The following is a 26017-nucleotide window of genomic DNA, read 5'->3' as shown; positions in this document are numbered from 1 at the left end:
GGAAGAGCCCGTTGCGAGCCAACGGCAACAAAAAAGGGCCCCGAAGGGCCCTTTGTCTGAAGCGGCTTCAGGCCCTATTGCTGCTTTTCAGCTTCTTTCAGTTGCTCGCGCAGGCGGGTGATCATTGCATCCCGGCGCTCTTCCTCGCGCTTCGCATTTTCTTCGAGTTGCGCGATCATTTTGCGCAGGGTTTCGGCGCGTTTGGCGGGATCGGCTTCGTCGCCATCCATGCAAAGAACCTGGCGCGTGATGAATGTCCGCTCTCCATCGTCGCTTTCATCGCTCCACTCCATCACCATCGGGGCGCTCTCGTCGCCGTCGCAATGGGCCATGGCGAAGTCGTGGTCGCCATGATCGCCGGAGACGATGACTTCATAGGCGGCGCCCGGTATCGGCGGGACCGGCGCGACAGGGGCCGCGGGGTGAGCAGGAAGTGCCTCGCCATTGATTTTGATCGTCCGGCGCTCGCCGTCTTTCACAGTGACGACTTGCTCAAAGGGCATGGTCTGCGCGGGTCCGTACACGTTTTCAGTGAGCAGTTTTTTGTTCTCGTCATAGACGCGCACCGTGCGCACGCCGTCTTTGCGTTCGACGTCAATCATGCCCACATTATCATATCCTGGAACTTCCAGCGTTTCGCCGTCATCCACGGAAATAACGGTCCTGCTGTAGGATTTCTTTTTGGCTTCTTTGCCGGCTTGCGCTTTGGGCGCATCGGCGAAACCGTAGGACGCGGTCGCGGCGAGGCTGACGGTGGTGAAGACAGCAACGGCGGCTGCGCCGGCGGCGAGACGGATGGGGCTTTTCTTGCGTGACTTGAGCAACATTATTCTCTCCTTGACGGGATGGGCGAGGGCGAGGGCCGCTTGCGGCGCGTTCATCTCCCTGCGGACGGATTTGAGGATCGCGGCGGCGTAATGGCTTTCGGCGCCGCCGCAGCGAGCGAGCACGAACGCATCGCAGGCGGCTTCCTGATCGGCGCGAAAAGCGGAAAATGAGATATGCGCCAGCGGGTTCGGCCATTGCGCGGATTTGAGCGCCAGCGCCGCGAGCGTCGCCGCCATGTCGCCGCGCGCCACATGGGCGATCTCATGGGCGAGGACGAGGCGCTGCTCGGCTTTCGCATAGGACGTATCAAAACTCGCGGGCAGGAAAATGACGGGCCGGAAAAGGCCGATGAGGCAGGGGCCGTCGTGGTCATCCATATTGATGCGAATCTGCGGCGCGCGGGCGAGGCGAAGCTCTTGTGAAATCGCTTGCGCCATGGCGGCGACAGAAGGGGACGCAGGCTTCGAGGCGGCGAAACGGGCGCGCATATACTGGCCCTGACGCTCGAGTGCGAAAGAGAACCAGGCGACGGCGACCGCCGCCCACAGGAAGAGTGCGGCGCCGGCGGCGAGCGAGAGCCAGTCGAAACCGTAGCTGAGGAATTCCACATCGGACGGAAGCGGCGCAACCACCGTCTCCCAACCGGACGCCGCGATTGCTGGGGCTGGTTCAACAAGGGGAGGCGCTGCGGCTTCCGGCGCCGGCAGCAGTTTCAGTTCCGGCAGGAACAGCCGCGCCGCTGGAGCGAGCCACAGCGCATAGGCGGCGCGGGCGCCGAACGCTTTTGCAAAGGGCTTCCTGACGATCAGCACCAGGACAATCAGAATGCTGAGCGCCAGCGAGGTTTCGCCAATCCAGCGGAGGAGATCAATGGCTGTCACGTTTCAACTCCCCGATCAGGTTTTCGAGTTCTTCAAGGTCTTCGTTTGAGAGGCCCTTGCTTTCCGCCAGATGCGCGACGAGGGGCGCCGCGCGGCCGCCGAAAAGCTGGTCGGCGAGGCGTTGCGTCGCGCGGCGGGCATAGGCGCCGCGGGAGACTTTCGGGCTGTAGAGATAGCGCCTGCCGTCGGGCGTCGTCTCAACGGCGCCTTTCTCGACGAGGCGCGAGAGAAGGGTCTTGACGGTCTTGAGGCTCCAGCCGGTTTCCGCGGCCAGCCTTTCGGCGACCGTGGCCGCCGCGAGGGGGCTTTCCGCCCACAGGACGTCCATGATCTGAAATTCGGCTCTTGTGATCTGTTTGGTCATGTCGGCGCCGTCGCCTTCCGTTGACTACAAGTGTAGGCATGTCATGGATTACATTTGTGGTCAATAGGGTTTGTCGCGCCAGGGCCTCGCTCCGTCTTTGGGAGAATTTGCACCCGGACCGGCGGCTTGTTATGCGTCAACTCCCCGGTAACCATATAAATCTCGCGCATCAGAAAGTTTTCACGATGGCCGCGCAAAACCAGAAACCGTTAGGGACAGGCTTCACGCCTCATACGCCCGCTTCCGAAATCATGGAGGGCGTCAGACTCGACGGAAAAACCGCCGTCGTGACCGGCGGGTATTCCGGCATCGGCCTTGAAGTCGTGAAGGCCCTGACCGCTGCGGGCGCGGAAGTGATCGCGCCGGCTCGCGACAAGCGCAAGGCGGATGAAGCCTTCGCCTCCGCCGGGCTTGCGGTCGCGACCCTTGAAATGGACCTCGCCAATCTCACCAGCGTTTATGAAGCGGCGGTGGAGATCGGCGACGGCCACAACAATGTCGATCTTCTCTTCAACAATGCCGGCGTGATGGCCTGTCCCGAAACGCGCATCGGGCCGGGCTGGGAATACCAGTTCGCGGTGAACCATATCGGCCATTTTATTTTCACGCGCGAACTGATGGCCTATCTGATGAATGGCGATGGCGCGCGCGTGGTGACGACGTCATCGGTCGGCCATAAGCGTTGCCGCATGCGCTGGGACGATATTCATTTCGAAAAAGAGCCCTATGACAAATGGCTCGCCTATGCGCAGTCGAAAACAGCAAATGCCCTCTTTGCGCTGGAGATCAACAACCGCCGCAGCAAGGACGGCGTGAAATCCTTCTCGGTGCATCCGGGCCCTGTGTTCACGGATATCCAGCGCCACATTACGGAAGACGAACTGATCGCCATGGGCTGGGTAAAGCCCGGCGGCGGGCTTTCCGATGAAGCGCGGCAATATGTGAAGTCGCCTGCGGAGGGCGCCGCGACCCTGCTCTGGGCGGCGACAAGTCCGCTCCTCGAAAATCGGGGCGGCGAATATTGCGAGGATTGCGACATCGCCGCCATGTCGACGCCGGAAGCGCCGCGCTGGGTCAATGTCGCGGAATGGGCGGTGGATGACGCCGCCGCAAAACGCCTCTGGGATTTGACCGAAGAGATGGTGCTGGCCGCGTCAGCCTAAACCGCGCCGCCGACAAGCGATCCGATGAGATAAGTGGCGCCGCCGGCGAGCGCGCCAATCACCGCCATGCGAAGCCCGCCCCCAAGCGCGCTTTTTCCTGAGAAGAGACTGAGCACCGCGCCGATCATAAAGAGGCTGATCCCGGCAAGCGCGGCGGCGATGGGGACGGCGGATGTCTTTGCGCCGAGGAGAAACGGAACAAGCGGAATGATCGCGCCGAAAGTGAAAGCGACAAACGACGAGAACGCCGCGCCGAAAGGCGAGCCGAGATTGTCGGGGTTGAGGCCCAGCTCCTCGCGAGTCAATGCGTCGAGCGCCGCATCGTGATCCTTAATCAGATCGAGCGCGAAGCTCCGCGCGTCTTCCAGCGCCATCCCGCGCGCGTGATAGATCAGCGCCAGTTCCTCCGCCTCTTCTTCCGGATAAAGCTCAAGTTCTTCGCGCTCCTGCGAAATCTGGTGTTCATACATTTCCCGCTGCGATTTGACGGAGACATATTCACCCGCCGCCATGGAAAAGGCGCCGGCGAGAAGACCGGCGACGCCGGTCAATACGACATCGTTTGCCGCAAGCGCCGCGCCGGAAACGCCCATGACCAGCGACGTGTTGGAAATCAGACCGTCATTGACGCCGAAAACGGCCGCGCGCAGCGACCCCGCGCCGGTCTGATGGCGCTGGCCGATTTTTTCGACATCCGTGGGCATCGGATGGCCAGGCCGGATGACTGGACCGGAATAAAACGAAACGCCGCGCACCTTCACCGCCGCCAGAACCGGCCTCATCTTCCGGGGGCCAAATCGCGCCACGAGCCATGCGATCAGTTGCGCCCGCGCAGACGGCGAAAAGGCGGGCGCCTTGAAATCCTTCGCAAGAATGGCGGCCTGTTCCTCCGCGGCTTTCGCCATGCCCGTGAAGAGCTTCTTGCCGGCGGGAGAGGGCTCGGCGCTCGCGACGGCGGCGCTCAGATAAGCGGCGGTTTTTTCCGATTTCCAGCGTTCGAGATGATCTTTCGTCATGACGAGTTCCTGCTTTTCGGCCCCGGGCTTTGCCTTTCCCGCGAATGGGTTAGACTGGCCGAAACAAAAGGGGCTTTGGGGTGATCTTCAGACAGTTTGCGCGCTTTGCAACAATAGCCGCGACGCTTGTCGCGTTTCTTTTCGCCGCAGTTTCGGCGCAAGAGGTTCCGGACCGCAGCCTCGGCGAGGGGCCCTTTGACCGGCTGGTGATCCGGGGCGTCACGGTCATCGACGGGGCCGGGGCGCCGCCCTTCGGGCCCGCGGATGTTGTGGTCGAGGGCGGCAAGATCACCCGTATCGTTCCCGTCGGCGCGCCGGGCCTTCCCATTCGCGCTGAAAGCCGGCCGGAAGCGGGCGGGCGCGAGATCGATGCTGAGGGGATGTTCCTCCTGCCGGGCTTCGTCAATCTGCACGGGCACATCCACAATCTTGAAGACGGGCAAGGCGTGCCTCCGGACTATGTCTTCAAGCTGTGGCTCGCGCATGGGATCACTTCGGTGCGCGAACTTGGCAACGGCGCCGGCGCCGCCTGGACGTCCGGCGTGGCGGCGCGTTCCGCGCGTAATGAGATCGATGCGCCGAACATCTATCCCTATCCGGTGTTTCGCGGCTGGACCGCCGGCGAAGTCGATACGCCGGATCAGGCGCGGGCGCGCATTCGCCAGTTGAAGCGCGACGGCGCCGTGGGCGTTAAATTCTTCGGCGCGCCGGAAGAGATTTTGTGGGCGGGTCTCGAAGAAGCGAAGAAACAGGGGCTCAAGACCACGATGCACCACGCGCAGCTCGATGTTGCGCACGCAGATGTCATGGATACGTCGGCGCATGGCCTCGGCTCCATGGAGCATTGGTACGGATTGCCGGAAGCCCTGTTCGACGACCGTACGCTTCAGGATTACCCGCTCGACTACAACTACAATGACGAACAGCACCGTTTCGAAAACGCAGGCAAGCTCTGGAAACAGGCGGCGGGCCCCGGAACGGATCGCTGGGAAGAGGTGATGTCGACGCTCTTGCAGCGCGAGTTCTCCATCATCCCGACCTTTTCCATCTATTCCGCCAGCCGCGACTGGATGCGGAAGCGCCGGGCCGAATGGCATGACGACTACACCATGCCCGAACTCTGGAAGTTCTACGCGCCGGACCGCAACGCCCATGGCTCCTACTGGTTCGACTGGGGCGCGGAACAGGAAGCGGCGTGGAAAGAAAATTACCGGCTGTGGATGCGCTTCATCAACGAATACAAAAACCGCGGCGGCAAGGTCGGCGTCGGCGAGGATGCGGGCTACATCTATTCCACCTACGGCTTCGGGTTCATCGAAGAAATGGAGATGCTGCGCGAGGCGGGATTCCATCCCCTCGAAGTCATCAAGGCGGCGACGCTCGACGGCGCGAAGATTCTGGGCGTTGAGGGCGAAACCGGCTCCGTTCAAGTGGGCAAGCGCGCGGACCTCGTCATCACAAAAGAAAACCCGCTCGCCAATCTCAAAACGCTCTACGCCACGGGCCATGTGAAGCTGGACCCCGAGACCAATCGTCCCGTTCGCGTCGGCGGCGTTGACTATGTGGTGAAGAACGGCGTCGTTTATGAGGGCGCGAAACTGCGCGATGAGATCAAGGACATGGTCGCCGCGGAGAAACAACGCCTCGGCGTCGCGCCGGGCCCCATGCCGATTGTCGATTTTGAGTTGCAAGGAAACTGAGGACGAAGATGAAAAAATTTCTGCTTTCCGCCGCCGCCCTGTTTGCATTGACGAGCGCCGCGAACGCCGACGAGCTGACCGATGCGGTGGCTGAGGATTACGACTACGTCTTCAATCTTTACAAGCACTTCCATGAGAACCCTGAGCTTTCTTTCAAGGAGAGCGAAAGCGCGAAACGCATGGCCTCTGAGCTTGAGGGGCTGGGCTTCACGGTGACGACGGGCCTTGGCGACAAATGGACCAAGGCCAAGGCGAAAGCCGAGACCGGCGAAGTGCGCGAGGGCGTCGGCGGTTACGGTCTCGTCGCCGTCATGGAAAACGGCGAGGGGCCGACGGTGATGCTGCGCGCCGACATGGACGCGCTGCCGCTGGAGGAAAAAACCGGGCTTCCCTACGCCTCGACAGTCGTCTCCGAAGATTACACTGGCCAGACAGCGCCGGTGATGCATGCCTGCGCCCATGACAGCCACATGGCGATCCTGATCGGAACTGCGCGCCGGCTGGTCGACATGAAGGACCAGTGGTCGGGAACCCTCGTTCTCATTGGTCAGCCTGCGGAAGAAATCGGCTACGGCGCCATGGCGATGATCGAGGACGGGCTCTACAAGAGATTCCCGAAACCGGATTACGTTCTCGCGACGCATACGTCAGGCTGGGACGCGTCCTGGGACGTCACCTATACGCCGGGCTGGGCGCTCGCCAATGTGGACAGCGTCGACATCATCGTCAAAGGGATCGGCGCCCACGGGTCCGCGCCGCATATGGGCAAAGACCCGGTGATGATCGGTTCACAGATCGTCACCGCGCTGCAGACCCTCGTCAGCCGCGAACTTAACCCTCAAGATGACGGCGTCGTCACCGTCGGGTCGTTCCAGGCCGGCTACAAACACAACATCATTCCGGATCAGGCGCATCTCAAAATCACCGTACGGTCCTATTCCGACGAGGTGCGACAGACGCTGCTTAAAGGCATCGAACGCATCGCTTTCGCGCAGGCGCGCTCCGCCGGCCTGCCGGAAGATCTGATGCCGGAAGTGAAGCTCGCCAGCGACTACACGCCCGCGACTTACAACGATGAAGAGATGACCATGCGCGTCATGTCCGCCATCGCCGGCCATATCGGGCAGGAACATGTCTACGAACGTCCGGCCAGCATGGGCGGCGAGGATTTCTCCCGCTTCGGGCGCACCGCCGACGACATCCCGACAGTGATTTTCTGGACGGGCTCGGTCGATCCGAAAGCGTTCAAGGCCGGGCAGGAAGGCAAGGCCCCTATGCCGCCGGCGAACCACTCGCCCTTCTATGCGCCGCAGCCGGAGCCCGCGCTCAAAACCGGCGTCACCGCAATGACGGCGGGTGCGCTGGAGTTGTTCGGGGATTAACTCGAGAAACTGAATTGTCTGGATTGTCTGGGGGCGCCTATTGTGTACTGCCGATGGTTGTTGCGCGCATTTTCATTCGAGGATGATGCTATGACGGTGCGGTTCTTTTTTTGCTTTATTTTCGCCGGGTTCGCCGCTCTGACCGGCGCATGCGATCAGCAAGCAGGTTCCGGATCGTTAAAGAGTTCCGACGGCGTGTGGGAGATGCGCTACCAGGACGCCGTTGGACAGTCTTATCTGAACATCCTCGAACTAAGGCAGGACGGATCCTACGCCACGCATATGCAAGATGGGACGCCGAGCGATGGCGGCTCCTACACAATCTCCAACAACATTATTCATTTCGAGAGCGCTTATGATCCGCGTCTTTCAAGAGACATAGCGTTCACGCGGCCGAACGCATCGACCTTGGAGATGGCAATTCCTGGCCTGCTGCCGGTCTCCGCAGAATGGCGGCGTTCGGAACTAAAGCCTTTATTTGAAACGGCGACCGTGAACGGACGAGAGATACCTCTCGACTTGCCGGAGCTTGTGGCGTCCGCACTAGCCACACAGGCTATTCCATGGCGAGAGGATGCCTGGCCGACATGGATCTTCGTTGCGGAGTCGCCGATAGGACGTGCAAAACTTACGCTGACGTTTTATTCCCGCTCTTCGGGCGACATGTTGCGCCTCGACCTTTCAAAATACGCCATGCGCAGCTTCGAAAATGACGGATCACGGTTTTTTCAAGAGCCGTTGCCGGCTCAATTCGTCGATCTGACGGACATTATGGAAAAGGCGAAGAATGACGGCGTGGCCGGCGCCCTGAACACTGCGGAAATGCGCGTTTTCGGGACGGCGGGTCCGGCATGGATGCTTGCAACCAACGGCCCGGTGGGCGTCACCTATTCCGCGCAGACCGGGGCCAGACTGGACGGTGATGTCACAGGGTATATCGCGCAATATGAAAGCGACTGGGACAAGCTTGGCGAAATCTGGCGCGAGGCAATGCGCAAATACGAAAAATCACCCGACAAGGATGACCCGTTCACGCAGGAGCCTTATAAATCGACCTATCAAAAAGAATGCGAGGCGCGCATCGATGCTGACTGGGTCGCGGGCCAGTGTCGAGTCCGATAGTGGGAAGGGCGGTTGCCTGAAATTGCTCTGCTTTGTTGGAAGGCTGCTGACTTAAGACTTGTGCTCCAATAAAATCTGTCCCTGCTTTTCGATTTTGCCGGAAATCGATTCCGCCAGTGAGGCGAGGAGGCCGGGCAGAGTCGCCGTGATGCGCACATGCTCAGGGAAGACATCAATCGTGCCGGTAATGGTCTGGCCGAGGCCTTTCGCGGTGAAGGACAGCGTGTCCTCGCTCGTCCATTCCTCGGTGAACTTGAACATCAGCCCGTTGGTCATCGAGCCTTTTAACTGACCGAAGCCGTCACGGATGCGCGCGCGCGCGCCATCCTTGCCGAGGTCGTGAGAAATGGTGACGGTGACGGGCCGGGCCATGGGCGCTCCTTTCCTTTCGGAACGCCTCAGATGGGGGTTTGTTCCTCCGGGATCAAGTTTGGTTCAGGCCAGTTTGGCTTAGGCGAGCGCGTCCGCGAACAAGGTCAGCATATGCGACCAGGCATGTTCCGCCTGCACATGGTTGTAGACCGGCGAATCCGGCGGGCACCAGCCATGCATCGCGCCTTCATAGACTTCGATTATGGCTGTAAGGCCGGCGGCGTCATAGGCCTCGCGCAGTTTCGTCTTTGCTTCGGGATCCTTTTCGTCATCATTCTCGGCGATGGCGTAGAGGGCGCTCGCCTTCATCTGGGGGATCAGGAGATGCGGGCTGTCCGGCCCGTCCGTCGCGAGGCCGCCGCCATGGAACGAGCCGATGGCGCCGACGCGGTCCGGCATCGCCGCGGCGCAGCGCATGGCGAAAGAGCCGGTCATGCAATAGCCGGTGACGCCAAGCTTTCGCTTCTTGTCGACGGCGCCGCTCTTGTCGAGAAAGTCAGCGAAGGCTTTCCCGTCGGTGACAATGGTTTCCGGCGAGAGCGAACTGCGATGCGGGGCGATGCGCTCGCGCACTTCCGGATCGGCGTAAGTTTCGCCTTCGTTGAGAATTTCACCCTTATGCGTGCGGTAATATGGATTTACAACGAGTACGGAGTAACCGGACTGGGCGAGGCGCTTGCCCATCTGCCTGTAGGACGGCCGAATGCTCATGACGTCCGGCCAGATGATGACGCCCGCGTGTTTTCCTTTCGCCGGATGCACGAAATAAGCGTCCGCCTCGCCGTCTGGCGTCGTCACGGTAACTACGCTTTCCGTGACGGCCATGGCGTTCGCAGGCGCGGGAAGAATAATCGCAGCGCCCGCGCCCGCGGCGAGCGCGTTAAAATCGCGCCGCGACAGCGCCGCTTTCTTTCTGAGATAGACTTCATTGTCGGCGACGGTTTTGTCATCACACATGAGACGTCTGCTCCTTGTTGGATGAAAATTGCGCGAAAGACGAATTCAATACGTTACCTCAAGGGCGGATACCCCGCAAATTTGGAGCTTCCCTGCGTTTTCGGGATTTCCCGGCATAAGGTGCATTCGTCCCGCGCCTGGGCTATGATGAGAGCCGGGACGGGAAACGAGTAAGGGGCGTTTGATGAGAATTGTGACTTTGCTGTTGGCTTTGGCCGCGCTTGGTTGTGCGGCGGCGATTGCGCTTGCGGGGCCGGGAACGCAGCTGGGCTGGTGGACCTGGGGCGAGGGTCTCAGTCTGATCCGCAAAGTGTCCGCCCCGGTGGAACTGGGTCCGGTAGGGGTTCCGCCGATTTTGGCGGCCGCGGTCCTGGCCGGCGTCACGGGCCTTGCAACCTTGTTCATGAGCTCCCGCGGGATTGGTCTTTTCGCTCTTGTCGCCGCGGCGGCCGCCGCTGCGGCCATGCAGGTTCCCCTGAAGATGCGCGCCGCTTTCGAGGCGAACCCCTTCATCCACGACGTCACCACCGATTTCGACAATCCGCCGCCGATCATCGCAGGCGCGGACGAGGAACGGATCAACCCGCCGGAATATGTCGGCGACAAGATGGTTCCGAATTCCGACAAGACCGTGCGTCAGGCGCAGGCGGAGGCGTTTCCGGACCTGAAGCCGAAGCTTGTCAACGCCAGCCTCGATGAAACTGCGGAACTGGTGCGCATCATTCTTCGCGACATGAATATGGAGCAGCTTGACGAAACCCTGACCGACGACGGCTGGCTTATCGAGGCGGCCTATACCTCGCGCTGGTTCGGTTTTGTGGATGATTTCGTGGTGCGCCTCACGCCGGAAGGCCCGCGAACGCGGGTCGATGTGCGTTCGAAATCCCGTGTCGGCGGTTCCGATCTCGGGGCGAACGCCGCGCGGGTCAGGGCGTTTTTTGAAAAGCTCGACGCGGCGGCGTCTTAAAGAACAGGCGGATTAATAAGCGCGCCTTTGGCGGCGACGCTGTCGTCATAGGAAACCGTAGCTCCGGTGAGCCGCGCTTTGCCTTCGACCAGAAGCCGGAGGCAGGCGGGATAAAGCCGGTGTTCCTGTTCGAGTATCCGCGCGGCGAGCTTTTCCGCATTGTCGCCGGGCAGGACCGGCACGGCGGCCTGTCCGATAATCGGTCCGGAATCGACTTCCGCCGAGACGAAATGCACGGTGCAGCCTGCGAGTTTGACGCCCGCCTCGATCATCCGCTCATGCACATGCAGCCCTTCGAAGGATGGGAGCAGCGAGGGGTGAATGTTGATGAGGCGACCGCGCCAGTCGCTGGCGAACCCGCCGGTAAGAACGCGCATGAAACCGGCGAGACAGATGTAATCGATTTTCGCGGTTTTGAGCGCGTCATTGAGCGCCGCCTCGAAATCTTCCCGGGTTTCGAAATCCTGGTGATTGATGATTTCCCGCTGGATGCCGGCCTCGCCCGCCTTGTCGAGGCCCGCTGCTTTCGGGCGGTTCGAAATGACGAGTGCGATTTCGGCCGGATAGTCCGGGTCGCGCGCAGCATCGATCAGCGCTTGCATGTTGGTGCCGCGGCCGGAGATGAGAATGGCGACGCGCGCATTCGCCATTAGGACGCGCTCACAATATCGCCGATGACATGCGCCGTTTCGCCGGACGCAGTCAGCCGCGCGAGCGTCGCCTCGACGGCTTTCGGCGTACAGACGACGACGCCGCCAATCCCGCAGTTAAACGTGCGGCGCATTTCGGCGTCCGATAGCCCGCCCGCTTCCTTCAGCCATTGAAACAGCGGAGGAAGCGCAAGCGCGCCGTCGTCGAAACGGGGCGCAAGGTCTTCGGTCAGAACCCGCGGCGTGTTGTCGGTGAGCCCGCCGCCGGTGATATGCGCGAAAGCTTTCACGTCCTTGTCGTCGAGCAAAGAGAGAATGCTTTTCACATAGATGCGCGTCGGCGCGATCAAGGCTTCGCCCAGCGTCTTCGAGGAATCGAACGGCGCGGGAGCGTCGTATTTTGCGCCGGCGTCCGCCGCGATCTTGCGGATGAGCGAATAGCCGTTCGAATGCGCGCCGGAGGAGGTGAGGCCGATCATCACGTCGCCTGCGGAGACTTTGCGCGGCAAGAGGCGATCGCGCTCGGCGGCGCCGACGCAGAAGCCGGCGAGATCGTATTCGCCGGGTCCGTACATGCCCGGCATCTCCGCCGTCTCGCCGCCGATCAGCGCACAGCCCGCTTCGGCGCAGCCTTTCGCAATCCCGGCGACCACGCGCGCCGCGGTATTTTCATCGAGCTTGCCGGTGGCGAAATAATCGAGAAAGAAAAGCGGCTCCGCGCCCTGCGCCAAGACGTCATTGACGCACATGGCGACGAGATCGATTCCGATCGTGTCGTGGAGGCCGGTGTCGAAAGCGATCTTCAGCTTGGTGCCGACGCCGTCGGTGCCGGAGACGAGGATGGGGTCCTTGAAGCCAGCGGCCTTGAGATCGAAGAGCCCGCCGAAGCCGCCCAGCGCTGCGTCCGCGCCGGGGCGCGCCGTCGCCTTGGCGAGGGGGCCGATAGCGTCCACCAGACGCTCGCCCGCATCGATGTCGACGCCCGCTTTTTTATACGCTTCGCTCATAGTTCGTGTGTTCCTAAAGTCGCCGTTTTCCTACGCAGGGTTGAGCCGTCAGTAAAGCTTTGAGGCATGGCCACAGATTGAAACTATTCCCTCTCCCGCTAGCGGGAGAGGGTTAGGGTGAGGGTGGACAACTTTGCGGCTTTGAGCATGCAGCGCGGGGTTGCGCGTGGGGCGCCACCCTCACCCCCGGCCCCTCTCCCGCCAGCGGGAGAGGGGAGATTCCTGCTATTGAGATACTTCAGCTTACAAAGCGATTGCAGTAATGAAATTGGTACGCTGGCTGCCGCCTATTGCGAGCCCTGGAAAATGGAATCCATGCCTTCCAGCGCCAGCCAGTCCTTGGGCGGCTGGCTCAGCGCGAGGTCAAGATACATGGGCGCGATGCTCCACAGGCGCCGCGAGCGCGTATTGGCGAGAATGACGATGCCCGTGTCGAGTTCCGGGATAAAGGCGATCTGCGCGCCATAGCCGTCGACGGAGCCGCCATGGGCGATGATCGTCCTGCCCGCATAGTCATAGACCCGCCAGCCATAGGCGTATTGCGACGAGGTCAGGTTCTGCATGACCGACCGCATCCGGCGGGTCTCCGAGGGCGTGTTCACCTGCGGCGCATGGATGAGGTCGAGCACCGAGGGCGGGAGGATTTCCGGCGCGCCGCCGAGCTGCGCTTTCAGCCATTGCGCCATGTCGGCGATGCTGGCGTTGACGCCGCCTGCGGCGGGCACGCCGTAATAAGGCTCCTTCACCTCGACCACGCGCCACGGATTGGGCGGTGCGTCTTTCACTTTCTGCCGGTCTCGCAGATGCGGCCGCGCCCAGTCGCCGCTTTCCATCAAGGCTTTGGATCCGATGGAGGCGTGAGTCATGCCGAGCGGCGTAAAGAGGCGCGTTTGAACCAGATCGGCGTAAGGCTGGCCGTAAACCGCCGAGAGGGCGCGCCCGGCGATGTCATAGGTGACGTTCTGATAAGTATAGCATTTGCCCACGCCGCAGATCGGCTTCACTTTGCGATATTGCGGCAGGATCTTTTCCGGCGGCACGCCCGCTTCAAGGATATTGTCATAGGCGTTTGGCGGCAGGCCCGTGCGCTGGCTTAAGAGATAGGAGAGCGTCAGCGACTTCTCCGCGCCGCCGGCGAAGGCGAGCTCCGGCGCGAAATCGATCGCCGGCGCATCGAGCGAGAGTTTTCCTTCCGAGACGGCGAGGCCCGCAAGGCTCGACGCGAACCCTTTCGAGAGGGAGGCGATGCGGAAAAGCGTGAAGGGCGTCACCGCCTGATCGCCGCCGGCTTCGGTTACGCCGTAGGTTTTCATGAATTTGGTTTCGCCGTCGCGCACCACCGCAACCGCGAGCCCGACGAAATCCCCGGTCGCCATGGCGGCTTCAAGCGTCTCATCGAGCTGTTCAAGCTGGCTTTCTTCGAGGCTGACGGGGGCGAAGGGCGTGAGCGCTGTGGGGGCGTTAGTCGCCGCCGCGTCGTCTGCGCTCGCGGGCAGGCTGGCTGTCCCTAATAAAAACAGAAGCGCAAGCCACTTGCCCATACTCGAAAACTCCGCAACGACGACCCGAACGGTTTTATGGTGGGGTTGGCGGCGGCGCGTCAAGCGCGGGAAAGCCGGGGAAATTAAGGAAAAATCAGGCCTGAAATCTTGGAAAGAGCGGCGAAACGGGGTCGTTTCGCCGGGCGGGTCCGGCTATAAACGGCCGCAATCGGCGGCTATAGTCGCGAGGGGAAGGAATCGGAGTTTCCGGATGATCATATTACGGCGTGCATTGATGGTTCTGGCCGCAGCGCTGGCGTCTGTTTCGGCTGCATTGGCGGCGGGCGACGATGTCTTTGTGGTGCCCCGCGTCACGGTTCAGGCCCAGGCCGACAGCGCCACGGCGGCGAAAAACCTCGCCCAGCGGGACGGGCGCCGCAAAGCCATGGAAATTCTCCTGCGCCGTCTCACCATCGAGGATGACTGGCCCTATCTGCCGCGCGTCGGCGCGGATATGAGCGCCGACGGCGCCGTTGACGCCGGCCACAACATCATCCCCTTGAGCGACGACACGCTGGAAGATCTCGAATCCGGGTTCGAGGTCTATAACGAGAAAAGCTCGGCGACGACCTATCGCGCCTTCATCACCTATCGTTTCAAGCCGGCGTCTGTGCGCCGCCTGCTGCGCGAAGCGGGCATTCCTTACTCCGAAGCGCAGACCCGCACGGCGCTTGTGCTTCCCGTGCTGCAGACGGCCAACGGTCTTTATCTGTGGGAGGAAAACAATCCCTGGATGGCGGCGTGGAAAGTCCGCCCCTACAACAACGAGCTGACGCCTATGGCCGCGCCGCTCGGCGATCTTGAAGACAGCGCCGTCATCAGCGCGCGCCAAGCGCTGGCGCTCAACACCGAAGCGCTCGCCCGCATGGCGGAGCGCTATTCGGTCAGCCAGGTGATCGTCGCCCACGCCTTTCTTCAGCAGTCTGGAGAAGAGCACAAACTCCGGGTGCGTCTCATCAACGGCTTCCGCGAGTCCGTTGAGCTCGAAGACGAGGACGAACTTCTGAACCGCGCGGCCGCTGCCGCCGGTGAAGAATTCGGCGGCGCGCTGCAGGGGCCGGCGACCAACAATTTCAACCCGGCGAAGGTGGGCGACGTCCTCGCCGAGGCGTGGTTCACGCGGCCTGCAGGCAACTTCCCCACGCTCGCCGAAGAGGCGATCGAAGTCGTCATCGCCAAGCACGCCAAGCCCTGGAAAGAACAGACCCTGATCGACCACACAGAGGCGGCGCTTCTTGAAGCCAGCGCCTATTTCCGCTCCCTCGACGAATGGGCGAAAATCCGCGCGGCGCTGATCTCGACGCCGCTCGTCGGCTCGGTGCAGGTGCGCTCGCTCTCGCGCTACGGCGCGGAGATGCTGGTGCGCGCCTATGGCGATCCTGACAAGCTGATCGTCGCCATGGAGGCGCAGGGGCTCGTCCTCTGGAGCGAAGATGGCGGCGAGCGCTGGATGGTGGCGACGCCGTCGACGGCGCAGGGCGTGCGCGCCGACAACCGCCGCCGCGGCCGCCGCTATGGCGAGGCGGATGATGTTTCGCCGGTCCAGCCGGCGTCTTATGAAGAAACGGCGCCGGCGACCGAGTACAGATAATTTTATTCGTGCTCATGAGCAGGGAACGCTCGCAACCGGAGCCGGGTTCTGAAATTTTGACTTCGTGGAACTGATGCTTTCCGCCGCGCGACAGCTTTCGCTCAACCTGCCCGAAACACCGCCGCGTTACGACCGCGCGTCTTTCGTGCGCGCCGATTGCAACGCCGCCGCCTGGCGCGCGGGAGAGGCGTGGCTCGCCTCAGCCGAGCCTGCGCTGGTGGTTTGCGGGCCTTCGGGCGCCGGCAAAACCCATTTCGCCTATGCCCTGCTGGAAGGGCTCGATCCTACAACTCTGACCGCTGACGCGCTCGCCGCCGCTCCTTATGGGGATGGCGTCGCCATAATCGACAATATGCCGGCGGCGGACCCGCACGCCTTTCTCGACGCCCTCGAAACAGGCGCCGGCAAAGGGCGGCGGTTCGTGCTCGCCGGCGAGGGCCATCCGTCACTCTGGGCCATGGGGCTGAAAGATTTGCGCACGCGGCTTGAGGCGGCCCCGCGCGCGGTCCTCGCCGATCCCGACGAGGCGCTCATCCGCGCGGTCATCGCCAAGGGCTTCCGCGACCGGCAGGTGGCGGTTTCGCCTGCCGTCATCGAATACGCCGTCCCGCGCCTGCCGCGCACTTTCGCCGCCGCAAGGATGTTCGTCGCCCTTGCCGACCGCGCCGCTCTCGAAGAAAAGCGCAAAATAACAACGCCCTTCATACAAAAACTCCTTGATAACCTTTCTGAAGGCGATCCGGCGGCATAAAAGGGGCGGCGGGAGCGGCGAGAGGAGACGGCTGTGGCGGCGGACGACGCAACGAGACAGGATGTGGAAGGCGCTGCACGGATTGCGCCCGACGCGCCGTCGCGCTTCATCAACCGGGAATTGTCGTGGCTCGCCTTCAATGGCCGGGTTCTCGAAGAGTCGTTAAACGAAAACCATCCGCTGCTCGAGCGCCTGAGATTTCTCTCGATCTCGGCAAGCAACCTTGACGAATTTTTCATGGTTCGTGTGGCGGGCCTCAGGGGCCAGGTGCGCGAGGGTGTTTCCGCTGTGAGCCAGGAAGGGCTCTCGGCGCAAGAACAGCTCAACATGATTTCGGAGCACGCGGCGGCGCTCATGAGCGAGCAGCAGCGGTGCTGGCGCGATTTGAAGCCGCTGATGCGCGCCGCCGGCGTTGTCGTGCTTGACGATGACGAACTGACCGAAGCCGAAGTGAAGTGGCTTGAAGAAGAGTTCCAGGCGAACATTTTTCCGATTTTGACGCCGCTCGCGCTCGATCCCGCCCATCCCTTTCCCTTCGTGCCGAATATGGGCTTCGTGCTGTGTTTCGAGCTGACTCGCGCCGACGGCCAGCCCATGGAAGCGATCCTGCCGGTGCCGGTGAAGATCGGCCGGTTCATTCGTTTGCCCGATACGCCGACCGGAGACGAGACGCGCCCGCCCGCACGGTTCATTTCGCTCGAGAAGACCATCGTCCGGTTCATTCATCATATTTTCCCAGGCTTCGAAGTCGCCACCCATGGTTCGTTTCGCGTGCTGCGCGACTCTGACGTCGAAATCGAGGAAGAAGCCGAAGACCTCGTCCGCGTGTTCGAAACCATGCTGAAGCGCCGCCGCCGCGGCGACGTCATTCGCGTCAAGGTGGACTCGCGCACGCCCGAACATCTGCGTGATCTCATCCGCGAGCGGCTGCAGGCGGTGGCGCAGGATGTCGTGCTGGTGGACGGCATTCTGGGACTGGGGCAGGTGAGCGAGCTCATTCCGCCCGACCGGCCCGATCTGCAATTCGCGCCTTACGAGCCGCGCTTTCCCGAACGCATCCGCGAACATGGCGGCGACTGTTTCTCGGCGATCCGGGCGAAGGACATTCTCGTCCATCACCCTTACGAGTCCTTCGATGTCGTCGTGCAGTTCCTGAAACAGGCCGCCGCCGATCCGAAAGTCGTCGCCATCAAGCAGACGCTTTACCGCACCTCGAAACAGTCGCCCATTGTGGAGGCGCTCATCGAAGCGGCGGAGGCCGGCAAAAACGTCACGGCGCTCGTCGAGCTCAAGGCCCGCTTCGACGAGGAAGCGAATATCCGCTGGGCCCGTGCGCTGGAGCGCGCCGGGGTCAACGTGGTCTACGGCTTTCTTGAATATAAGACCCACGGCAAGCTGTCGGTGGTCGTGCGACAGGAAGAAACCGGCACGCGCACTTATACTCATGTGGGGACGGGCAACTATCACCCGATCACCGCGAAGATTTACACCGACCTGTCGCTCTTTACCTGCGATCCCGCGATCGGACGCGACGCCGCCAAGGTCTTCAACTTCATCACCGGCTACGCCGCGCCCACGGAGTTCGAAAAATTCGCTGTCGCGCCGCTTAATGCGCGCGAATATATTGTCAAGCTGATCGACAAAGAGATCAAGAACGCGCAGAAGGGCAAGCAGGCCGCGATCTGGATGAAGATGAATGCGCTTGTTGACGGCGCGCTCATCGACAAGCTTTACGAGGCTTCCGCCGCCGGCGTGCAGATCGATCTTGTCGTGCGCGGCATATGCTGCCTCCGCCCCGGCGTTCCCGGCCTTTCTGAAAACATCCGTGTCAAGAGCATTGTCGGGCGGTTTCTCGAGCATGCACGCATCTACTGTTTTGGCGCCGGCGACAGCCTGCCGAACAAGGACGCCAAAGTGTTTGTCGCTTCCGCCGACCTCATGCCGCGCAATCTCAACCGCCGGGTCGAAATCTTCTGTCCGGTGGAGAATCCGACCGTCCACAGCCAGATCCTCGACTACATCATGGTCGCCAACCTCAATGACGAGGCGCAGAGCTGGAAGCTGCTGCCCGACGGGCGGTATGAGCGCGTAAAGCCGTCGGGCGACGGCGAACCGTTCAACGTCCATACCTATATGATGACAAATCCCTCGCTCTCGGGGCGCGGCGCAGCGGTCGAATACAACGCCCCGCGCGAGCTCAAGCGCCGGAAATAGGGTCCCGGAAATTGGGATGCTGAACGCGAATCGGCGAAAGGTGTTGGCGACGGGCATGGCCAGACCGGGTAGAATGCGTCTCACAGCATGACTTCGCGTAAGAACATCCCTCCGGCGAACCAGCGCCGCGCCGTCGTCGATATCGGATCGAACTCCGTCCGTCTGGTCGTCTATGAGGGGCCGCCGCGCGCGCCCATGCCCATCTGCAACGAAAAGGCGCTTTGCGGGCTTGGCCGCGAGATGACGCCGGAAGGCGGGCTCAATCCAGCCGCGGTGGAGGACGCCCTTTCGACGCTGAAACGCTTCCGCCATGTGCTCGACGATCTCGGCCGTCCGCCGGTGACGGCAATTGCAACGGCCGCCGTACGCGAGGCGGCGGATGGCGCGCGCTTCGTCGAGGCGGCGCAGGCGATTGGCTTTGATGTCTCGGTGATCTCCGGCGCGGAGGAGGGCGAGCTTGCGGCGCTCGGCGTCGTTTCGGTGGAGCCGGGCGCCACCGGCATTGTCGGCGATATGGGCGGCGGCAGTCTGGAGCTCGCGCTTCTCGAAAAGGGCGAGCCGGGCGAACGCTTAAGCCTGCCCATCGGTCCATTAAGCCTCATGCGCGCGGCGAAGGGCGATATGGCCGCCGCCTCGAAGCTGATCGCGGAGCATCTTGCCGCCGCGCCGTTTCTTGAAGAGGCGAGACTCGACACGCTTTATGCGGTCGGCGGCGCCTGGCGGGCCGTGGCGCGCATTCACATGACTCTCAAAAACTACCCGCTGCCGGTGCTGCATCATTATGAACTGACGCCGGCGCAGGCGATTGAGGTCTGCGATCTTATTGCGCGCCAGAGCCGCAAGTCGCTGGAGGAAATTCCGGGCATCCCCCGCCGGCGCATCGACACGCTGCCGCTGGCCTCAATTGTCTTGAAGTCCGTCATTACACGGATGAAAGCGAAGCGCGTCTGCATGTCCTCCGGCGGCATTCGCGAAGGTCTGCTTTACCGCCAGTTGACGCCGGAACAGCGAGAGGAAGACCCGTTCTTCGAAGCCTGCCGGTTTTACGCCGCGCGGCTCGCGCCGGACCCCGCTTTCGGGGAAAAGGCCTTTCATGTGATCGAACCGTTGTTCGCGCAAGTGCATCCGGAAGGCGCGCGCAAGCGTCTCGGCGCGGCGCTTCTCTGCGACATCGGCGCCTATTTCCATCCTGATTTGCGCGGCCGGCACGCCTTCGACACGGCGCTGCGCGCGCCTTTCGCCAGCGTCAGCCATGAAGAGCGCCTGTGGATGGCGCTCGCTTTGTTCCGGCGGCATCAGGGCCGCTCGGCGCCAGTGCCGAACGAACAGGCGATGGCGCTGTTGTCGCCGGAAGCGCAGATGCGCGCCACGCGGTTCGGTCTCGCCCTTCGCTTCCTCGCCGCGATTGCGCCCAAGGCGCCGGCGGCGCTCGAAGGCTGCAGGCTTGAGGCGCGCGAAGGCGAACTTGTCTTCACCGCGCCCTCTGACCGCCAGGCGCTGATGGGCGAAACGCCGCGCCGGCGTTTCGTGTCTCTTGCGGCCGCGTTCGACGCCATCGCGGCGGAGCAGTATGAGGATTAGGCATTAGGGATGTGTGCGGAAGAGACCGTGTCAACCTTCACTGACCACTGACCACTGACCACTGACCACTGACCACCACCCCAATAGGGCGAATCGCAGTCGGAAAAATTCATCAATTTTGTTGAATTCTTCAATATTTCCCAGTGTTGGTGAATAGTTATCCCCCGGTTTTTGCGCGGGCGTATGATCTCCTCGTCGCGCGCCTCTTCACGATTCCCGGATCGCGTCCGGGACAGGCAAGTCGTGGGGAGGCGAAACTCGGAGAACGGCGCGAGATGTCTGAGCAGAAAATGTCAAATGGCGCCACATTCGTCTGTAGCCCAATGAATCCGCGGGCTGAAACTGGCGGCCACGGGTCACTTCCGGAATTTGTCGAGGCCGTTGACCCGTTCAAGAATGCGGTCGGTGACGGCGGACGGCAGAGCATTCCGCAGAGCCAGCGCATAAGTCATTTTAAAGGGAGCGGTATAGCGCGAATGCGGCGCTTCGGCTGTCAGCGCATGATGCACGGCTTCCGCGACCACGACGGGCGACGGCGCGTTCGGATGCTGCTTGGAAAACCACGCCTTGAACGCCTTCACCTGATCGCCGTAAGACTCATCGGCCTCGTAGGTTGCCAGCATCTCGGCTTCATGGGCGCCGAAGGGCGTGTTGATGGCGCCGGGACGCACGACCGAGACCTTGACGCCATAGGGCACGAGTTCGCGCCGCAACGAGTCCGAGAGTCCCTCGACGGCGTGTTTGGTCGCCGCGTAGGCGCCCTGAAATGGCGAGGCGATGCGGCCCGTCAGCGAGCCGATATTGACGATGCGCCCGCGCCCCGCCTCCCGCATCTGCGGCAGCACCGCCTGCGTCACCGCGACGAGCCCGAAGACATTGGTTTCGAATGTCGCGCGCCATTCCGAGAGCGGCAGCTTTTCAACGGGCCCCATGGCCGACGCGCCGGCATTGTTGACGAGGCCGTAAAGCGGCGCGCCGTCTTCGGCGACCCTGGCAAGGGCGGCGTCGATGGACGTTTTCTCGGTGACATCCATCTGGAGCGGCGTGATGCGGCCAGCGCCCACTGCTGTCAGCTCCTTCAGCTTGTCGAGGCGCCGCGCCGCGGCGAAGACCCGAAAGCCTTTATGGGCGAGGAAGACGGCGCATTCTTCACCGATGCCGCTAGACGCGCCGGTCACGAGAACGGATTGATGCAAGGCCGAAATCTCCTTTTGCCGCGCTCCGGAGCTTACAGCCGTCCGCGCGGCCAGGCAAAAGCTGGGCAAAGAAAAAGCGCCGCAGCCGGAAGCTGCGGCGCCGAGTCTGCTCCGAGGGGAGAGCGTTACTTGACGGCGAGGGGATCGCGGCGCCGGCGCGAGGCGAAGCCGAGGCCCGCGATGCCTGAGAGCAGGAGCGGCAATGCGGCTGGAACCGGCACATCGCTGACCGACGTGGTGAACTGTGCGATGGTAAAGCCGGCTTCCGGCGTGATCGCTTCAAGGAGGAACGACATGCCTGTGCCGAGATTGGCGATCATGTCTTCTGCAGCGAGAACGCCGATGACCATGCCGTCGATGGTCAGACGGAAATCGCCGCAAGGGCCCTCATCGCCGAAGCTCGAGCAGTTGACGTCGCCGCCGGCGTTGAATTCCACATCGGTAAGCGTGACAACATCGTCGAAAGTAAACTCAATCGCTTCGTTGCTGTCGGCTTGCGTCTGGTCGTCATTGGCGTTGGACTCGGAATAGGCGCCGAGGCCTGAATCGCCCGGAACAACGTCCTGAATGAGGCGCGTGGCGCCGCCATCAGCATAGGCGACGACATTGAGGGCGATGCCGTCAAGCTCATAGTCGAAGCCTGCTGCGTGATCGATGGTGCAGTAATCCGAGCCGGCGGTGCCGCAATCTCTCACATAGTCGACGCCTTCGGCACCGAGGGGCGTGACGTTGTTGCCGTCGCCTTTGAACACAAATGTTGCCGCATTGGCCGCGCCGGCAGAGGAAGCCAGCGCTGCGGCGGCGATGATTAAAGAACGAAATTTCATATTAGTTGGGTCTCCCGGTGTTGGAACTGCACATGGGAGTCGAACGTGAAAAACCGCAGGTCGTTCCGCATTTAAGACAAATTTTCTGCAAAGTTTTCCCAAAATTCACGGGCGCCGGGATCACCGGCCATGAATTCGCCTGAAAAGGGAAGTTTAGACGAGGCGCGAACGCTTCACTGCGGCGTCGATGAAGGACGCGAACAGCGGATGCGGGTCGAAGGGCCTGGACTTTAACTCCGGGTGATATTGCACGCCGATGAACCAGGGATGATCGGGAATCTCCATGATTTCCGGCAATTCGCCGTCCGGAGAGGTTCCCGAAAAGACGACCCCATGCTGCGCTAAACGCCCGGCCCAGGCCATGTCGACCTCGAAACGGTGCCGGTGGCGCTCGGAAATGTCGCTGGCGCCGTAGATCTCGGCGACGCGGCTGCCAGGCTTCAGTTTCGCAGGATAGGCGCCGAGGCGCATGGTGCCGCCAAGATCGCCGTCCTGTTTGCGGGTTTCCGTCTCGTTGCCGCGCACCCATTCCGTCATCAGGCCGACAACCGGCTTGGCGCAATGTGAAAACTCCGACGAGCTCGCGTCTTTCTCGCCGACGAGATTGCGCGCGGCTTCGATCACAGCCATCTGCATGCCGTAACAGATGCCGAAATACGGAATTTCTTTTTCGCGCGCGAATTTCGCCGCCTTGATCTTGCCTTCGGCGCCGCGCTCGCCGAAGCCGCCGGGCACCAGAATGCCGTGCACGCCTTCAAGCGCGGAGATCGCCTCTTCTTCTTTCTCGAATGTATCGCTTTCGATCCATTCGATATTGACGCGCACATTGTTGGCGATGCCGCCATGGGCAATCGCCTCGATAAGCGATTTGTAGGCGTCTTTCAGCACCGTGTATTTGCCGACGACAGCGATGGTGACTTCGCCGTCGGGCGCCGTCACGCGGTGAACGATGTTCTCCCAGCCTTCAAGCTTCGGCTCGGGCGGGTTCTTCACCCCAAAAGCGGCAAGCACTTCGCTATCGAAGCCTTCCTTGTGATAGGTGAGGGGCACTTCGTAGATGGTGCGGCAGTCGAGCGCCTGCACGACGGCGGAAGAGCGGACGTTGCAGAAGAGGGCGATTTTTTTGCGCTCGCTTTCCGGAATGTCCCGGTCCGCGCGCACCAGCAACACATCCGGCTGGATGCCGATGGCGCGAAGCTCGCGCACGGAATGCTGCGTCGGCTTGGTTTTAAGTTCGCCCGCCGACGGGATGAAGGGCATCAGGGTCAGGTGCACATAAACCGCGTCGCCGCGGGGAAGCTCGTTGCCGAGCTGGCGGATCGCTTCGAAGAAGGGCAGCGCCTCGATGTCGCCGACCGTGCCGCCGATCTCGCAGAGGACGAAATCCGCGCCGCCGGCGTCGGAGAGGACGAATTGCTTGATGGCGTCGGTGACGTGCGGGATCACCTGCACCGTCGCGCCGAGATAATCGCCGCGCCGCTCTTTTTCGAGAATGCGCGAATAGATCTGTCCCGTGGTGACGTTGTCGCCTTTCGACGCCGAGACGCCGGTGAAGCGCTCATAATGACCGAGATCGAGATCGGTCTCCGCCCCGTCATCGGTGACGAAGACTTCGCCGTGCTGATAGGGCGACATGGTGCCGGGATCGACATTCAGATAGGGGTCGAGCTTTCTCAAACGGACCTTGTAGCCGCGCGCCTGAAGGAGCGCGCCCAACGCCGCCGAAGCAACACCTTTTCCGAGGGACGACACCACGCCGCCGGTAATGAATATGTACCGCGCCATGGAGCTCCGTCTTAGCGAAGATTCCGCGCCAATCAAACGCTATTTTTGATAGAACCGAAAAAGCCCCGGAAGCCGTTTATTGAAGCCGTTTATTCCTGCGGGGTTTCTTCTTCTGCAGGGGCTTCTTCCGCCGGGGCTTCCTCTGCAGGCGCGGTCTCGACGCCGAGATCGTTGAGAAGGTCTTCCGTGGTCGCGGGCTCGCCGGCGGGCGCATCCTCTGACCCGAGGTCGTTGAGAAGATCGTCTGTGGTGACTTCGCGGGGCTCGTTGGATGTTTCCACTGCCGGAGCGCTCGCCGCGCCCGTCAGTTCATCGATCACCCGCTGATCGTCTTCGCCGGCTCCGGCCCGGATCGCGAGAATCAGGGACGTGGCGAAAAAAGCCGCCGCCAATATCGAGGTGGTGCGGGTCAGCGCATTCGCCGCGCCGCGGCCGGTCATGAAACCGCCGCCTCCGCCGCCGCCAAGGCCGAGCGCGCCGCCATCGGAGCGCTGCAGGAGCACGACGCCGATCAGGGCGATCACGATAAGGGTGTGAATCGTAAGAATGACGGCGGTCATGAGAGTGCTCTTTTGCGTCCGGCGAAGCCCGGCGACCGGGCCTTATTTAGGAAGCCGGGCCGCAATGTCAAAGACAGGGCAAGACGGGCCGGCGGAAGGGGCCGGGACATAACGGAAAGCCCCCCTTTCCGCAAGGGCGCATTCGTGGAGCCGGCCTTATGCGCCGTTTTGCTTACGCTGGCCGCGAGAGAGCCGGTAATGGACCTTGGCGAGCTGGCGCATCAGCACCGGCGGCGTGATGTCGCCGATGAGCTCATTGGTCCGCACCTGCCAGTCCGGACGGTCTTGCGTGTTCGGGCGGGCGTGGAACTGGGTCGTTTTGGACGCCTTCGTCGCGTTCCAGGTGGCGGTGTAATAATAGAGTGCGATGGACCGCCGCGACTTGCCGTCCGGATGATTAACCGGCTGCGGATGTCCATGCATCGACTGCTGGGTCGTGGTGAACATGACGCAGCGATTGGCGATGGGCGTAATGCTTTGAACCTGTTCCGACATGTCGGTGCGCCACAGCTCAAGCTGGCCGCCATATTCGTCCTTCCAGTCCCGGTTGAGATAGATGAGGACGTTGATGCGGCGTTCGAGATCGAGCGGCTTGTGATGGTTAAAATCCGCGTGCATGTCGAGATGACCGCCCTGACGCGTCTCGTGGAAACCGCCGCCAAGGAAAAACGGATCGGGAATAAGGCCCCTGATGCCGGAAATGTTCTCGATGATGCGGATGAAGGGCCGCGAATTGAAAGCGTAGAAAAGATGCCGCAGTTCGGGCTCCATATTGTCCGGATGGTAGCTCGTCTTGTAGCGCTCCTGATCGCGGTTGAAGCTTTCGCTGCCCGGGTCCGGCCGCTCCGGAAACTTTTCGATGCAAAGATCGATCAGATTTTCGGGAAGGAAGTTGTCGATCGCGATATGCGGAAAGGGATCGCCGGAGATATATTTCTCGTACAGCTCCGCGCCGAGATCCTTGACCGCGTCAAAATCGAAAAGGGTCGGGTCCTTGGGGTTGCGGGGAAGATACGACATGACTTCGCGCCTTTGTTTATCCACTCGTTACTGCCCTGCAGCATGCATAGAACAGGCCGTTGCGCTTTGACAGGCATCAAGTTAACGCGCTGAAAAGTAAAGGGTTGCGGTTAGTTTTTGATGACCGCGGGGAGCAGCGGGGCCGCCAAAAGAAACGTCGCCAGCGCTAGGAGCGAGGTTTTGACGGAAATTTCAAGCGGCAGGAAGCCGGAATTAACCATCACCAGATAGACGAGCGCCGCCCCCGCCAGCCAGATCACGAAAGCGAGCTTCAGCGCGAAGGCGACGGTTTTTTCCTTTGCGTGAGAGAAAATCCAGACCATGGCGAAGGCGTAGATGAAGTCTGAAAGGAGGCTGATGACTTCCTTTACGAGCGGCGGCCACGGGGCCACAAAGGCCGCTTGCGCGGCTGCGCCGGTTTCGTCCCATAGCTGACCGAGCCATAGGTTGTTGCCCAGCCAGCCAAGGATGTTCAGGACAAGCCCGAAAACGAAAGTCCAGAGGATCACTCTCGGCTTTGCGTTTTCGGGCGTCCCGGCCAT

Annotated in this window: 23 protein-coding genes; 9 read left to right on the top strand and 14 right to left on the bottom strand. The window is 61.9% G+C overall.

Annotated elements, in window-relative coordinates; genetic code table 11:
- Positions 1-74: 74 nt before the first annotated feature.
- On the bottom strand, positions 75-1709 hold the full coding sequence (locus ACQY5P_RS03725) for a M56 family metallopeptidase (RefSeq protein WP_428409503.1): 1635 nt from the start codon (positions 1707-1709) through the stop codon (positions 75-77).
- The gene (locus ACQY5P_RS03720) at positions 1696-2073 is read right to left on the bottom strand and encodes a BlaI/MecI/CopY family transcriptional regulator (RefSeq protein WP_428409502.1); all 378 of its coding nucleotides are present in this window, start codon (positions 2071-2073) and stop codon (positions 1696-1698) included. Before ACQY5P_RS03720 ends, ACQY5P_RS03725 begins: the two co-directional genes overlap by 14 nt.
- Before the next feature lie 185 nt (positions 2074-2258).
- Between ACQY5P_RS03720 and ACQY5P_RS03715 the strand changes: the two genes are divergently transcribed.
- Positions 2259-3236, top strand: coding sequence for an SDR family NAD(P)-dependent oxidoreductase (locus ACQY5P_RS03715; protein WP_428409501.1), 978 nt, complete (start codon positions 2259-2261; stop codon positions 3234-3236).
- Here ACQY5P_RS03715 and ACQY5P_RS03710 read toward each other — a convergent pair.
- Positions 3233-4252 carry a VIT1/CCC1 transporter family protein gene (locus ACQY5P_RS03710; RefSeq protein WP_428409500.1) on the bottom strand — a complete coding sequence of 340 codons (1020 nt, stop codon included), beginning with the start codon at positions 4250-4252 and terminating at the stop codon, positions 3233-3235. The genes ACQY5P_RS03715 and ACQY5P_RS03710 overlap by 4 nt on opposite strands.
- An 80-nt stretch (positions 4253-4332) precedes the next feature.
- Between ACQY5P_RS03710 and ACQY5P_RS03705 the strand changes: the two genes are divergently transcribed.
- The 3 genes from ACQY5P_RS03705 (at position 4333) to ACQY5P_RS03695 (ending at position 8456) form a co-directional block, all read left to right on the top strand.
- Positions 4333-5952, top strand: coding sequence for an amidohydrolase family protein (locus ACQY5P_RS03705; protein ID WP_428409499.1), 1620 nt, complete (start codon positions 4333-4335; stop codon positions 5950-5952).
- A gap of 8 nt (positions 5953-5960) precedes the next feature.
- Positions 5961-7334 carry an amidohydrolase gene (locus ACQY5P_RS03700; RefSeq protein ID WP_428409498.1) on the top strand — a complete coding sequence of 458 codons (1374 nt, stop codon included), beginning with the start codon at positions 5961-5963 and terminating at the stop codon, positions 7332-7334.
- 90 nt (positions 7335-7424) lie between these two features.
- Positions 7425-8456 carry a hypothetical protein gene (locus ACQY5P_RS03695; protein ID WP_428409497.1) on the top strand — a complete coding sequence of 344 codons (1032 nt, stop codon included), beginning with the start codon at positions 7425-7427 and terminating at the stop codon, positions 8454-8456.
- A gap of 51 nt (positions 8457-8507) precedes the next feature.
- Here ACQY5P_RS03695 and ACQY5P_RS03690 read toward each other — a convergent pair whose 3' ends face one another.
- Positions 8508-8828 (bottom strand): polyhydroxyalkanoic acid system family protein, encoded by a 321-nt coding sequence (locus tag ACQY5P_RS03690; protein ID WP_428409496.1) that lies wholly within the window; start codon positions 8826-8828, stop codon positions 8508-8510.
- Between the two features lie 78 nt (positions 8829-8906).
- On the bottom strand, positions 8907-9785 hold the full coding sequence (locus tag ACQY5P_RS03685) for a dienelactone hydrolase family protein (RefSeq protein WP_428409495.1): 879 nt from the start codon (positions 9783-9785) through the stop codon (positions 8907-8909).
- 184 nt (positions 9786-9969) lie between these two features.
- Here ACQY5P_RS03685 and ACQY5P_RS03680 point away from each other — a divergent pair, with 184 nt between their 5' ends.
- Positions 9970-10752 (top strand): DUF1499 domain-containing protein, encoded by a 783-nt coding sequence (locus ACQY5P_RS03680; protein WP_428409494.1) that lies wholly within the window; start codon positions 9970-9972, stop codon positions 10750-10752.
- Here ACQY5P_RS03680 and purN read toward each other — a convergent pair.
- From purN to ACQY5P_RS03665, 3 genes are all read right to left on the bottom strand, one after another.
- The gene (gene purN / locus ACQY5P_RS03675) at positions 10749-11402 is read right to left on the bottom strand and encodes a phosphoribosylglycinamide formyltransferase (protein WP_428409493.1); all 654 of its coding nucleotides are present in this window, start codon (positions 11400-11402) and stop codon (positions 10749-10751) included. The two genes, ACQY5P_RS03680 and purN, sit on opposite strands and share 4 nt — an antisense overlap.
- A complete protein-coding gene (gene purM / locus ACQY5P_RS03670; protein ID WP_428409492.1) occupies positions 11402-12409 on the bottom strand; it encodes a phosphoribosylformylglycinamidine cyclo-ligase in 1008 nt (335 codons plus the stop codon). The genes purN and purM overlap by 1 nt, the downstream gene beginning before the upstream one ends.
- A gap of 287 nt (positions 12410-12696) precedes the next feature.
- Positions 12697-13950, bottom strand: a complete 1254-nt coding sequence (locus ACQY5P_RS03665; RefSeq protein ID WP_428409491.1) for a serine hydrolase domain-containing protein — start codon at positions 13948-13950, stop codon at positions 12697-12699.
- 235 nt (positions 13951-14185) lie between these two features.
- On the opposite strand from ACQY5P_RS03665, the gene ACQY5P_RS03660 reads away from it, so the two are divergent.
- The 4 genes from ACQY5P_RS03660 (at position 14186) to ACQY5P_RS03645 (ending at position 20087) form a co-directional block, all read left to right on the top strand.
- Positions 14186-15541 carry a DUF2066 domain-containing protein gene (locus tag ACQY5P_RS03660; protein ID WP_428409490.1) on the top strand — a complete coding sequence of 452 codons (1356 nt, stop codon included), beginning with the start codon at positions 14186-14188 and terminating at the stop codon, positions 15539-15541.
- Positions 15542-15614: 73 nt separating this feature from the next.
- A complete protein-coding gene (locus ACQY5P_RS03655) occupies positions 15615-16292 on the top strand; it encodes an HdaA/DnaA family protein (protein WP_428410625.1) in 678 nt (225 codons plus the stop codon).
- A 33-nt stretch (positions 16293-16325) separates the two neighbouring features.
- Positions 16326-18506, top strand: a complete 2181-nt coding sequence (locus ACQY5P_RS03650) for an RNA degradosome polyphosphate kinase (protein ID WP_428409489.1) — start codon at positions 16326-16328, stop codon at positions 18504-18506.
- Between the two features lie 87 nt (positions 18507-18593).
- The gene (locus ACQY5P_RS03645; RefSeq protein WP_428409488.1) at positions 18594-20087 is read left to right on the top strand and encodes a Ppx/GppA family phosphatase; all 1494 of its coding nucleotides are present in this window, start codon (positions 18594-18596) and stop codon (positions 20085-20087) included.
- Between the two features lie 356 nt (positions 20088-20443).
- On the opposite strand, the gene ACQY5P_RS03640 is transcribed toward ACQY5P_RS03645, so the two are convergent.
- The 6 genes from ACQY5P_RS03640 to ACQY5P_RS03615 form a co-directional block, all read right to left on the bottom strand.
- Positions 20444-21283 (bottom strand): SDR family oxidoreductase, encoded by an 840-nt coding sequence (locus ACQY5P_RS03640; RefSeq protein ID WP_428409487.1) that lies wholly within the window; start codon positions 21281-21283, stop codon positions 20444-20446.
- Between the two features lie 125 nt (positions 21284-21408).
- A complete protein-coding gene (locus tag ACQY5P_RS03635) occupies positions 21409-22110 on the bottom strand; it encodes a VPLPA-CTERM sorting domain-containing protein (protein ID WP_428409486.1) in 702 nt (233 codons plus the stop codon).
- A gap of 153 nt (positions 22111-22263) precedes the next feature.
- A complete protein-coding gene (locus tag ACQY5P_RS03630) occupies positions 22264-23895 on the bottom strand; it encodes a CTP synthase (RefSeq protein ID WP_428409484.1) in 1632 nt (543 codons plus the stop codon).
- Between the two features lie 89 nt (positions 23896-23984).
- Positions 23985-24455, bottom strand: a complete 471-nt coding sequence (gene secG / locus ACQY5P_RS03625) for a preprotein translocase subunit SecG (RefSeq protein WP_428409483.1) — start codon at positions 24453-24455, stop codon at positions 23985-23987.
- Positions 24456-24611: 156 nt separating this feature from the next.
- Positions 24612-25475: a 2OG-Fe(II) oxygenase gene (locus tag ACQY5P_RS03620; RefSeq protein ID WP_428409482.1), complete on the bottom strand. Its 864-nt coding sequence runs from the start codon at positions 25473-25475 to the stop codon at positions 24612-24614.
- A 110-nt stretch (positions 25476-25585) separates the two neighbouring features.
- On the bottom strand, positions 25586-26017 hold the full coding sequence (locus tag ACQY5P_RS03615; protein WP_428409481.1) for a hypothetical protein: 432 nt from the start codon (positions 26015-26017) through the stop codon (positions 25586-25588).

This window comes from Hyphococcus sp., assembly GCF_965267305.1.
In the GTDB taxonomy this organism is placed as follows: domain Bacteria; phylum Pseudomonadota; class Alphaproteobacteria; order Caulobacterales; family Parvularculaceae; genus Hyphococcus.
The sequence above is the reverse complement of the archived record's forward strand: the minus strand, read 5'-3'. Positions and strand labels throughout refer to the sequence as shown.